We start from the raw sequence: 11,622 nt of genomic DNA, 5'->3' as shown, positions 1-11,622 counted from the left end.
CCACCTCTCGCAGACATATGATGCTCAGATGGTCGTTCTTGATGGTCGTGTGTTCAAGGGTTCCGCGAAATGAGCGACAAAGGGTCTTTTTCGGAGCCAGTCGCTGACCAAACGTCCTTCACGGCCTCGACCGGCGGCGGCCTCACGGGACGAACGGTCCCGGCGCTCGACGAGGTCGACCGGGCGATGCTGGCGGAGCTGTCCGCGGACGGCCGTCTGGCGATCCGGGCGCTGGCGGAGAAGCTGCACATCTCGCGCACGAACGCGTACACGCGGCTGGAACGCCTGATGGCGGAGGGCGTGATCACCGGCTTCGGCGCGCGGATCGACCCGCGCCGGGCGGGCCTGGGCACGTCGGCGTACATCATGGTGACGGTGGAGCAGACGTCGTGGCGCACGATGGCGACCGACCTGCACAAGATCCCGTACGTCGACCACGTGACCCTGGTGGGCGGCGACTTCGACATCCTGCTGCTGGTCCGGACGCCGGACAACACGACACTGCGCGACGTGGTCCTGGAGCGGCTGCAGGCACTGGAGGGTGTGCGGTCGACGCGGACCTGGCTGATCTTCGAGGAACTGCCGGGCTCGGTCCTGCACTGAGCCGGACGCCGCCGGGATCACCCGCACGGACGCACCTCGCCGACGGCGAGGCAAAACCCTTGCCCGGCAGTGCCCTTGACCTTCACCGGCGCACCGGCTAGGCGTGGCCGCCCTCCGGGCGACTCTTATTTTATGTCGAGAAATAACCAGCTCGAAACCTATTGACGCCGTCCCCTTCGCCCGGTGAGGATCGGCCGGTCCGCCGCCGTTCACCGCAGAATGGACCAGACCATGGCCAGAAGATCACGCGCGTGGTCCCGTGCGCGTCGAAGTTCGCTCGTCACCTTGATGAGCCTGAGCCTGCTGGGCGGGGTCGCCACCGCGACGCCGGCCCAAGCAGACGCACCGGCCCAGCCCGTCATCGGCCAGCCCGCCAAGGACAAGAACGGCTGCGCCAAGATCGAGAACACCCTGCCGACCCTGGCGGACTGGCCCAAGGTCGACAGCCGGTTCAAGGGCAAGGCCGACGACGAGGCGCGCATCGCCCAGATCCTCAAGGGCATGACCCTCGAGGAGAAGGTCGGGCAGATGACGCAGCCCGAGATCACCTCGATCACCCCCGACGAGGTCCGCCAGTACGCCATCGGCACGGTCCTCAACGGCGGCGGCGCGTGGCCCGGCGGCAACAAGCACGCCACCCAGCAGGACTGGCTGAACCTCGCCGACGCCTACTGGAACGCCTCCAAGACCAGCCGCACGAAGATCCCCGTCCTCTGGGGCATCGACGCGGTGCACGGCAACAACAACGTCTACGGCGCGACCGTGTTCCCCCACAACATCGGGCTCGGCGCCGCGCACGACCCGTGCCTGGTGCGCGACATCGCCGGCGCGACCGCCCGGCAGATCCGCGCCACCGGCCAGGACTGGGCCTTCTCGCCCACCCTCGCCGTCGTCCAGGACGACCGCTGGGGCCGCACCTACGAAGGCTTCTCCGAGGACCCGCGCATCACGCGCTCCTACGGCTTCGAAGCCATCGACGGCCTCCAGGACGGCGCCACCAAGCGCATCGGCTACAACGGCGTGATCGCCACCGCCAAGCACTTCATCGGCGACGGCGGCACGATCAAGGGCCAGGACCAGGGCGTCAACCCCTCGTCCGAGGCCGACATGATCAACATCCACGGCCAGGGCTACTACGGCGCGCTCGCCGCCGGCACCCAGACCGTCATGGTGTCGTTCAACAGCTGGACCAACGCCGACCTCGGCATCAACGAGGGCAAGCTGCACGGCAGCGACAAGGCGCTCAACCAGATCCTCAAGGGCAAGATGGGCTTCGACGGCCTCGTCGTGTCGGACTGGAACGGCATCGGCCAGGTCACCGGCTGCACGAACTCCTCGTGCCCGCAGGCGATCAACGCCGGCGTCGACATCGTGATGGTGCCCGCCGACTGGAAGGCGTTCATCACCAACACCGTCGCCCAGGTGCAGAACGGCCAGATCCCGATGGCGCGGATCGACGACGCCGTGACCCGCATCCTGCGCGTCAAGCTCCGTGACGGCCTGTTCGAGTCGCAGAAGCCGTCCGACCGCTCCTACGCGAACTCCGACGAGGCGCTCAAGGACAACTGGCTGGCCCGTGACGCGGCCCGCTCGTCGCAGACGCTGCTGAAGAACAACGGCAACGTGCTGCCGCTCAAGCCGAAGTCGAAGGTCCTGGTGGTCGGCAAGAGCGCCGACAGCATCCAGAACCAGACCGGCGGCTGGACGCTGAGCTGGCAGGGCACCGGCAACACCAACGCCGACTTCCCGAACGCCACCTCGATCCTGACCGGCATCAAGCAGGACCTCGGCGACGCGAACGTCACGTTCGACGCCACCGGCAGCGTGGACCCGAAGGGCTACGACGCCGTCATCGCCGTCATCGGTGAGACGCCGTACGCCGAGGGCGTCGGCGACCTGACCCGCAAGACGCTGGAGGCCTCGAAGCTCTACCCCGAGGACCTGGCCGTGCTGGACAAGGTCAGCGGCAAGGGCACCCCGGTCGTCACCGTCTACGTCGGCGGCCGCCCGCTGTACATGAACAAGGAGATCAACCGCTCGGACGCGTTCGTCGCGGCCTGGCTGCCCGGCACCGAGGGCGGCGGCGTCGCCGACATGCTGGTCAAGGGCAAGGACGGCACCGGCTACCAGGGCACGCTGTCGTACTCGTGGCCGAAGAGCGCGTGCCAGTCGCCGCTCAACCCGTGGTCCCCGGACTACGACCCGCTGTTCAAGCTGGGCTACGGCCTGAAGAGCGGCCAGCGCGTCACGATCGGCCAACTGGACGAGACCCCCGGCCCGGCGGCCTGCGGCTCCACCGGCGGCGGCGGGACGGCGACCGAGGACCTGTCGATCTACGACCGCACCGACGTGCCGCCGTACACCAGCCAGATCGGTTCGGCTTCGAACTGGGGCGGCACCGTGATCGGCCCGGACGGCACGGCCGACCACCCGGAGATCAACACGGTCCCGACGGACGTCAACGTGCAGGGCGACGGCCTGAAGGCGACCTGGACGGGTACCGGAGCGGCCCAGCTCTACATGCAGAACACGGCGGGCACGAACGACCTGCGCAGCTACCTGAACGCGGACGGGGCGCTGGAGTTCGACACGACGGTGCAGCAGGCGCCGGTCAACCGGACGGTGATCAGCATGCACTGCGTCTACCCGTGCTTCTCGGAGGTGAACGCGACGAAGCTGTTCACCGACCTGGCGGGCGGCCCGAAGACGACGGTGAAGATCCCGTTGTCCTGCTTCAACAACGGGCTGGACTTCGAGCACATCAACACCCCGTTCCTGGTGTACACGGACGCCGCGTTCCAGGCGTCGTTCGCGAACGTGCGCTGGGTGCCCAACGGGGCGAAGGATCCTGATGCGAGGCCTTGTTCGAGTTTGACGTAAGTACCGGCCGGGCCGGGGGCGAGAAGCTCCCGGCCCGGTCTCGTTTCAGCTGGGCGGCGCCGACAGAATGAGGAGATGACCTCCGAAGCGACCGCGCTCGCGGACGAACTGCTGGAAGTGCTGGCCACCTGGATGCCGCTCGAGGCGACCTTCGTCGGCATCGCCGGCCACGACGCCGAGCTCGCCGACCCCGGCGAGGACGCCCAACGGGAGATCCGCGAGCAGGCCGCCGGCATCCTCGCGCGGGCCCGGGCTTCGGCGGACGCCGACCGGGTGACGCTCGGCGTCGTCGTGCAGCAGGCCGAGGCCGTAGTCACCCAGATCGACGCCCGGACCGTCGAGTTCACCTTCGCCGACCCGATGTTCGCGACCGGGATCAGCCACCTCACCTTCCTGCCGCAGCTCGCGCCGTCCGGCGAGCGGGCCGAGGAGGACTACCTGACGCGGCTGGCCGCGCTCCCGTCCTTCTACGAGGCGCTGGCGCAACGCCAAGGGGACGGGCTTCGCGCGGGACGGACGCCGGTCGACCGCAACGTGGGCAACGCCATCGCGTTCCTGGACCGCTACCTCGCGCAGGAGGAACTGTTCGCCCAGCCGCTGACCGGCGGCCGCGGCGAGCGGCGTGACCGGCTGGTGGCCGAGGTGGTCCGGCCGGCGTTGGCGCGCTACCGCGAGTTCGTCGCCACCGAGGTCGCCGGGAACGGCCGTCCCGGCGACCGGCCGGGACTGTGCTGGCTCGAAGACGGCGAAGCGCACTACGCGGCGTTGGCGCGCATGCACACGACCACCGACCACACGCCGGAAGAGCTGCACCGGCTGGGCCTCGACGTGCTCGCCGGGCTCGAAGCCGAGTACGCCGAGCTGGGCGGCCGGGAGTTCGGGCTGACCGACCCGGCCGCCGTGCGCCGCCGGCTGCGGACCGACGAGAGCCTCCGCTGGCGCGACTCCGAGGAGATGCTGGAGACCGCGCGCGCCGCCGTCGCCCGCGCGACCGCCGCGGCGCCGGACTGGTTCCACCGGATGCCCCGCGCGGAGTGCGTCGTGCGGGCCGTCCCCGACGCCGACGCGCCCGTCGCCGCCGCGGCGTACTACTTCCCGCCCGCTCTCGACGGCTCGCGCCCGGGCGTCTACTTCACCAACACCCACGAGGTGCGCACGCGCGACCGGTTCATCGCCGAGACCGTGGCGTTCCACGAAAGCGTGCCCGGCCACCACTTCGAGACGTCGCTGGCGCTGGAGCTGACCGGCCTCCCGCAGCTGCGGCGGGTCGCGCCGGTGACCGCCTACAGCGAGGGCTGGGGCCTCTACACCGAACGGCTCGCGGACGAGATGGGCTTGTTCTCCAGCGACGTCATGCGGCTCGGCATGGTCGCCGAGGACTCGGTGCGCGCCGCGCGGCTGGTGGTCGACACCGGCCTGCACGCCCTGCGCTGGACGCGCGAGCAGTGCGTCGAGTTCCTCCGCACGCACACGGTCCTGAGCGAGGTCGAGGTCCAGTCCGAAACGGACCGGTACATCGAGTCCCCCGGCCAGGCGCTGGCCTACATGACCGGCCGGCTGGAAATCCTGCGCCTGCGCCGGTTCGCCGAATCGGCCCTCGGGGAATCCTTCGACATCAAGGACTTCCACGACGTCGTGCTCGGCGGCGGCCCGCTGCCGCTGAAGGTACTGGGGGACGTGGTCCGCGCCTGGGCCGGCTAGTGCTGCATGCCGTAGGACTTCTGGCAGGGGTAGCCGTCGCCGGTGGCCGACCAGCTCGCCGGGTAGCCGTTCTGCGCCCAGGCCGCGAAGGCCTGCGGATAGGTGTACCCGGTGGCGCGCAGCCACTGGCACGGCGTCTGGTTCACGCCCGGGGTGATGGTGATCCAGGGCTGGGCGTAGATCCAGCTCGACTGGGCGTACCACTGACTGCCGGCCGGGACGTACGACTTCGGCGGCGCGACGGCGGTCACCGTCTGCGTCGGCGGGGGTGAGACCGTGACGGTCGGGGTGCTCGGCGCGGTGGTGACGACGGTCTGGATCCCGGCGGGGACGGCGTTCCCGGCGACGGGAACCCCGCAGGCGGCGAGGGCGAGCACGGCGGACAGGGCGGCGGTGGCGCGGAAGAGGCGCATGGGTGGGCTCATTTCGTCCGGGTCATGTGGCTGCCGGCGATGACTCCGCCGGAAACGGTGTAGGTGCCGGAGAAAGTCCGCGTGGTGCCGTCGGCCTGCAGGGCGGACAGCACGACCGAGACCGTGCTTCCCCGGACGTCGGTGACGGTCACCGTGTCCCACGACGTCGTCGCGAAACCGTTGACGTACTTGGTGTATCCACCGCCGCCGGCGATGCGGCTGCCGCCGAGCGACCACGCCGTCGCGAAGTCGCGGCGGTTGATCGCGTCGTAGTACGCGACGACGGTGCGCGCCTCCGCGGTGTCGGCCGGTGCGACGTACACCGGCGGTTGCTGGACGTACACCGTCTGCGGCGCCGCGGGTACGGCGACCACGGTCGTGCTGGTCGTCGGCGCCGGCGTCACGGCGACCTGAACCGGTACCGGCACACCGACGACCGGCGTTCCACAAGCGGCAGCGCACACCGAAACCAGGGCGGCGACGAGAATTGCGGCTTTCATGGGAATCAACTTCTTCCGTCTCCGCCTTCTGGAATCGGCCGCCCGGCCGGATCCGCAACGGATTCGCGAGAACGCGACGCAAGCGTTATCCCGTGGGATTCACCCGTTCTTGCGCACGATGTCGTAAGCCGTCATCGCGGCGGCCAGGTGGCGGGCGTCCGCGGGGCGGGTCGCGTCGTAACCCGTGATCAGCTGGATCCGGCCCAGCCGGTACGTCAGCGTGTTGCGGTGGATGGTCAACGCCGTCGCCGCTTCGCCGCGGTTGTAGTCCGACGTCACGAACGCGCGCAGCGCGTCGATCAGGTGCGGGTGCTCTTCGAGCGGGGCCAGCACCTGGGCCAGCGCTTCCCGGGCCGGGCCCGGCTGCGCGAGCTGGTACTCGATGGCCAGGTCGGCGAGGCGGTAGAGCCGGGCCGGTCGGCTCAGGTTCTCCGCCAGGGCCAGGATTTCCACGGCTTCCGAATGCGCGGCGGGGATGTCCGCCCGGGTCGCCGCCCGCGCCGCGGCCGCGGTGCAGCGGCGGCCGCAGATCTCGTCGACGCGGGCCGCCACGGCCTCCGCCGCGACGCCGTCCGGCACGAGCAGCACCCCGCCGTCACCCTTGAACGTCACCAGCACCTGACTGTCCACACCGGACCGGACGGCGCGGAAGAGGTCCGTCGCCGCCCGGGTTCCCGCGGAGGCGGGCAGTGCCGGGAGGTGGAACACCACGACGTCGTAGCTCTCGGCCAGCTCGCGGTGGCGCACCGGCCGGCCGGCGAGCAGGCTGGCGGCGAGGTTCTGCCGGTCCTCCCGGTGCTCCCAGTCGAGGTCGTCGCGCTCGCGCAGGTACGCCTGCGCCACGCGGGGCATCACCTCGCCGAGGAAGTCCAGCATCCGGGCGCCCAGCGCCAGGCGGTCGCCGCCGACCAGCTCCCAGGCGACGCTCGCGGCCAGCGGGTAGATCTTCAGCACGGCCTCCAGCGGCACGCCGTCGCGGGCGCGTTCGGCACCCCAGGCGATCGGCAGGGACAGCTCCTCGGACGTCGGGCGCCGGTCCTCGGCGACCGTGGTCAGGAACAGCTCGAACACCGCCGCCGCGTTGGCGACCAGGTCACCCTCCAGCACGGTCGCCGGGAGCAGCCGGTACGCCGGGATCTCGGCGGCGCACCGGGCGATCATCGCGGCCGCGATCTCACCCGATCGAGGGAACAGCTGCGCCACCGGATCCATGCCACATTGTCACCATGCACAAACGCCGTCGGCAAGTTTCTGCGCGTTCTGCCAGCAGACAGCGTTGATCAAGGCGCGCATGCTGTGCAGAGCAACCAGACGAAAGGACTTCGCAATGGGGCGGGGAACGAAACGATGGCTGGCCGGGCTCGGGATCGCGAGCCTGCTCGCGCTGGGCGCGGCGGCGCCGGCCCAAGCGGCCGGCGGCGGGAACAACGACTTCGGCTGCCGGCCGGGCGCGGCCCACCCGAACCCGGTCGTGCTGCTCCACGGCACCTTCGCCACCTACTACGAGGACCTCAACTTCCTCCAGGCCGACCTGGCCGCCCGCGGCTACTGCACGTTCTCGCTGACCTACGGCGCCTACCCGCAGTTCCCGTTCGTCGGCGGGCTGAAGCCGGTCGCGGAGTCGTCGCTGGAGATCAAGAACTTCGTCGAAAAGGTGCGCGCGGCCACCGGCGCGGCCAAGGTCGACGTCGTCGGCCACTCCGAAGGCGGCCTCCAGTCGATCTACCTGGCCAAGATGCAGGGCATCCAGAGCGAGATCGGCAAGGTCGTCGCGATCGCCCCGCCGACGCACGGCGCCAACGCGTCCGGCCTCCTGACGCTCGCCTACACGGTGCTCGGCAAGTCCACCTGGGACACCATCGTCAAGACGATCGGCCTGCCGATCTTCGCCGACGAACTGGACGGCGGCGCCGCGATCGTCGCGCTCAACACCGGCCCGGTCGCCCAGCCCGGCATCGACTACACGATCATCACCTCGCGCTACGACGAGCTGGTGACCCCGACCGAGACGTCGTTCATCCGCGAGCCCGGCGTGCACAACCGCTACGTCCAGGACTCGTGCCCGTTCGACCCGGTCGGCCACATCGGCGAGGCCTACGACCTGAACGTCTGGCACCTGGTCCGCAACGCCCTGGACCCCGCCCACGCAACACCCATCGCGGTCTGCGCGGTGGGCTCACCCGGCTGACCGGTCGTGAGTGAGAAACAGGGTTAGAACACTGTTTCTCACTCACGACCGCTTCAGCCGAGGCCGATCGCGAACACGTGCAGGTCCGCATCGGACGGCAAGGTCACCGAAGCGATCGTCTTCCCGGCCGGGGCGTCGAACGGCGCCGTCGCGTAGACCGACGCCCCGCCGCCCTGTCCGCCCGGCTGGTTGCGGTGGTCCGTGCGGGCCACCAGCGTGTTGCCGAACACCGGATCGGTGCCGCCGCCCGGGAAGACCCAGTCGCCGAACGACAGGTCCGCCTGCGCGGTGGTGCCGTCGGTGAAGGTGACCGTCGCGGTGCCGCGGTGGTCCCCGTTGGACGCCGTGCCGATGAACGACAGCCGGGTCCCGCTCACCTGGATCGTCTGCCCGGCCGCGACGACGTTGTCCGGCCGTCCGGCAGGCGCGGCGGGCCAGGTGAACGTCGTGCCCACGGCCTGCGACGGCTTCCCGCCGACCAGGCCCGCCGCGGCCAGCGCCTGCCGGGACAGGCTGTTCCCGGCGCCGTCGATGTCCGCCGAACCCGTGTCGCCGTCGTCGGAGATGCCGACGTTCGCATACGCCGCCGCCAGCCCACCGCGCGGCGCGACCAGCACGATCACCGAGCCGGGCACCGATGTCGGGCCACCGCGTACGGTCACCGGCACCTGGTAGTAGCCCTCGGGGGTCCCGGCCGCCACCGACACGCTCAGCTTCGCGGTGCCGCCGCCGGTCCGGTCGTCGAGGCGGAGCTGCCGTGGCCCGGTCACCGTGATTCCGGCCGGCGCCTGCGTGGACACGTCCAGCACCCGGTCGTGCCCGCCGAGCCGCTGCCCGCTGACCGTGAACGAACCGCTGGTACCGGGCTCGACGACGACCTGGTTGGTCGCCGACGCCAGGAACGGCTTCTCATTGTCCCGATAGGACGGTGGCGTCGAGTCCGCCGCCCATCGCTTGTCCGGAGTGGACGCCAGCGAGAAGTCCAGCCGGCCGCCGTCGCGCGCGGTGTTCGCGGGCAGGTACGTGCGGTCCCAGTCCCGGCCGTCGAGCGACAGGGCGTGGACGTACGTCGCCGGGGCCTTCGGCGCGTGGATGTCGATCGTCCGTCCATTGGGGAGGGACAACACCGCACGCTCGAACAACGGGCTCGCCACGACCAGGTCCGGCGTGCCCGGGGTCGCCGGGTAGATGCCCAGCGCGGCCCAGACGTACCACGACGACTGCGCGCCGAGGTCGTCGTTGCCCGGCTCGCCGTCCGGGGTGGCGCTGAACAGCGTCGTGGCGATCTCGCGGACCACCTGCTGGGTCTTCCACGGCTGCCCGACGTGGTTGTACAGGAACGGGACGCCGAAGTCGGGTTCGTTGCCGGCCCACATGTTCGGCTCGTTCGGGCCGACGTTCAGCTTCTGGAAGAAGGTGTCCAAGCGGGTCGCGACCGCCGAAGGCCCGCCCATCGCCGTCACGAGACCGGCCGGGTCCTGCGGCACCAGCCAGGTGTACTGCGCGGCGTTGCCCTCGTCGAAGCCGTCCTGGCCGAACTTGCCGGGCGGCGGCGGCACGTACGCCGGGCCGTCCGGGAACCGGCCGTCCTGCGCGCGCGGCTGGAGGTAGCCGGTCGCCGGGTTGAAGATGTTCTGCCAGTTCTGGCCGCGCTTGGTGAACTCGCGCGCGACGTCGCGGTCGCCGATGCCCTGCGCGAACCGCGCGATGGCGAAGTCGTCGATCGCCCATTCCAGGGTGATCGACGCGCCGACGCGGGCGTGGTCACCACGCGAAGCGTCGTTGTTCGGCAGGTACCCGCGAGCGACGTAGTCCGCGATCCCCCGGCGTTCCTGGTACGCGCCGGGCGTGTCGTCGACCGACGTCGCGCCCTTGACCAGGTACTTCAGCGCCGTCTTGACGTCGAAGTCGCGGGCGCCGAACGCGTAGAGGTTCGAGATCAGCGCGACCGAGCTGTCCCCGGTCATCTGGCCGGTGTAGCCGTTCGCCATCGGCCAGCGCGGCCACCAGCCGCCCTGCACGGCGTCGTTCGTCAGCGACTGCGCCATGTCGCTCGCTTCCTTCGGGAACAGCATGGCGTGCAGCGGCGCGAGCGAGCGGTAGGTGTCCCAGTCGGAGAAGTTCGCGTACTGGTGCCGCCCCTTCGGCAACGTCCGGATCCGGTTGTCGAAGCCGATATAGCGCCCGTCCACGTCGTCGAAGGTGTTGGGGTGCATCAGTGAGTGGTACAGCGCGGTGTAGAACGTCTTGAGCTGCGCGGTGTCCCGGCCCGCGACGCGGATCTTGCCCAGCGCCTGCGTCCACCGGTCGCGAGTGGACTTCCGGACCGCGGCGAAGTCGAAGTCCGGCACCTCCGCGGCCGCGTTGGCCTTCGCGCCGTCGACGCTCACGTAGGACATCGACACCTTGGCGTGCACGGTTTCCGAACCGAACGTCAGGTACGCGCCCGCCCGCGGCGAGTCCACGCTGTCGGTGTCCGGTTTGACGGACGAGCCGTCCCAGGTGCCGTGCGCGGTGAACGGCTGGTCGAAGGTGATGGAGTAGTAGACGGTGTAGTGGTTCCCCTTGCCGCAGAAGTTGCCGGTGGTGGCCGAGCCGCTGACCTCGCGGTCACCGGTGATCTTCAGCGTGGCGGCGGTGTTCCCGGCCAGGCTGGCCCCGCCCTTGACCAGCACCTGTGGCGTCGACCCGGCCGGGTAGGCGAACGTCGCGAGCCCGGTGCGCGTGGTCGCGGTCAGCTCGGCCCGGACCTTCGAGTCGGCGAGCGTCACGGCGTAGTAGCCCGGCTCGGCCTGCTCGTCGTCGTGGGTGAAGTGCTCGACGCGGTCCCAGGGCGCGCCGCCGACGTCGCCGGTGACCGGCAGGATCGGCACGTCACCGAACGCGTTGCAGCCGACCGAGGCGTGGTCGAGGCTGAAACCTCGGATCTGGTCGGAGTGGTACTGGTAGCCGGCGTACGCGCCTTGGGTGTCCGGCGAGAACTGCATCATCCCGAACGGCGCCGCGGGGCCGGGGAAGTTGTTGATTTCGCCGACCGAACTGCCGCCCCGGCCCGTGCCGATCAGCGGGTCGACGTACGCGGAGGGGTCTCCGACCAGCGATGACATCGTTGTCGGAGCCGCTGAAGCGACAGCGGGCGCCCCGATCACCGCCGTCGCGACCAGCGCCGCCATGAACCTGAACCGCACCCGGTGCCTCCCAGAGCCTGACCGACCTGTCATCCGACCTTTGCCTGTGCCGGAGCCCCGGGTCAACACTTTGACAAAGACCTGGCTCGTGCCCTCAACGTATGAAGATCCGGTCAGGATCGGGTGACGACCGGGTGAGGGCGCCTAAC

Annotated in this window: 8 protein-coding genes; 4 read left to right on the top strand and 4 right to left on the bottom strand. The window is 70.3% G+C overall.

The genetic code is table 11. The annotated features are described in order from the left end of the window. Positions 1–69 precede the first annotated feature (69 nt). The 3 genes from AA23TX_RS05425 to AA23TX_RS05415 all read left to right on the top strand — a co-directional run bounded on the left by AA23TX_RS05425 (position 70) and on the right by AA23TX_RS05415 (position 5,184). On the top strand, positions 70–603 hold the full coding sequence (locus AA23TX_RS05425) for an Lrp/AsnC family transcriptional regulator (RefSeq protein WP_277875372.1): 534 nt from the start codon (positions 70–72) through the stop codon (positions 601–603). A gap of 288 nt (positions 604–891) precedes the next feature. Then, on the top strand, positions 892–3,483 hold the full coding sequence (locus AA23TX_RS05420; protein WP_155544269.1) for a glycoside hydrolase family 3 protein: 2,592 nt from the start codon (positions 892–894) through the stop codon (positions 3,481–3,483). A 75-nt stretch (positions 3,484–3,558) separates the two neighbouring features. Next, entirely contained in the window at positions 3,559–5,184 is a 1,626-nt protein-coding gene (locus AA23TX_RS05415; protein WP_155541476.1) for a DUF885 domain-containing protein, read from the top strand. Here the strand turns inward: AA23TX_RS05415 and AA23TX_RS05410 are convergent. The 3 genes from AA23TX_RS05410 to AA23TX_RS05400 form a co-directional block, all read right to left on the bottom strand. Next, positions 5,181–5,597 (bottom strand): hypothetical protein, encoded by a 417-nt coding sequence (locus AA23TX_RS05410; RefSeq protein WP_230862352.1) that lies wholly within the window; start codon positions 5,595–5,597, stop codon positions 5,181–5,183. The two genes, AA23TX_RS05415 and AA23TX_RS05410, sit on opposite strands and share 4 nt — an antisense overlap. A gap of 8 nt (positions 5,598–5,605) precedes the next feature. Then, the gene (locus tag AA23TX_RS05405) at positions 5,606–6,097 is read right to left on the bottom strand and encodes a hypothetical protein (protein WP_155541475.1); all 492 of its coding nucleotides are present in this window, start codon (positions 6,095–6,097) and stop codon (positions 5,606–5,608) included. Positions 6,098–6,196: 99 nt separating this feature from the next. Beyond that, a complete protein-coding gene (locus AA23TX_RS05400) occupies positions 6,197–7,309 on the bottom strand; it encodes a PucR family transcriptional regulator (protein ID WP_155541474.1) in 1,113 nt (370 codons plus the stop codon). A gap of 115 nt (positions 7,310–7,424) precedes the next feature. On the opposite strand from AA23TX_RS05400, the gene AA23TX_RS05395 reads away from it, so the two are divergent. Continuing rightward, positions 7,425–8,285 carry an esterase/lipase family protein gene (locus tag AA23TX_RS05395; RefSeq protein WP_155541473.1) on the top strand — a complete coding sequence of 287 codons (861 nt, stop codon included), beginning with the start codon at positions 7,425–7,427 and terminating at the stop codon, positions 8,283–8,285. A 53-nt stretch (positions 8,286–8,338) separates the two neighbouring features. Here the strand turns inward: AA23TX_RS05395 and AA23TX_RS05390 are convergent, their stop codons facing one another. Next, the gene (locus AA23TX_RS05390; RefSeq protein WP_230862351.1) at positions 8,339–11,473 is read right to left on the bottom strand and encodes a GH92 family glycosyl hydrolase; all 3,135 of its coding nucleotides are present in this window, start codon (positions 11,471–11,473) and stop codon (positions 8,339–8,341) included. Positions 11,474–11,622: the final 149 nt, after the last annotated feature.

Source organism: Amycolatopsis camponoti, from assembly GCF_902497555.1.
Lineage (GTDB): Bacteria > Actinomycetota > Actinomycetes > Mycobacteriales > Pseudonocardiaceae > Amycolatopsis > Amycolatopsis camponoti.
This window is presented reverse-complemented; position numbering and strand designations above follow the sequence as displayed.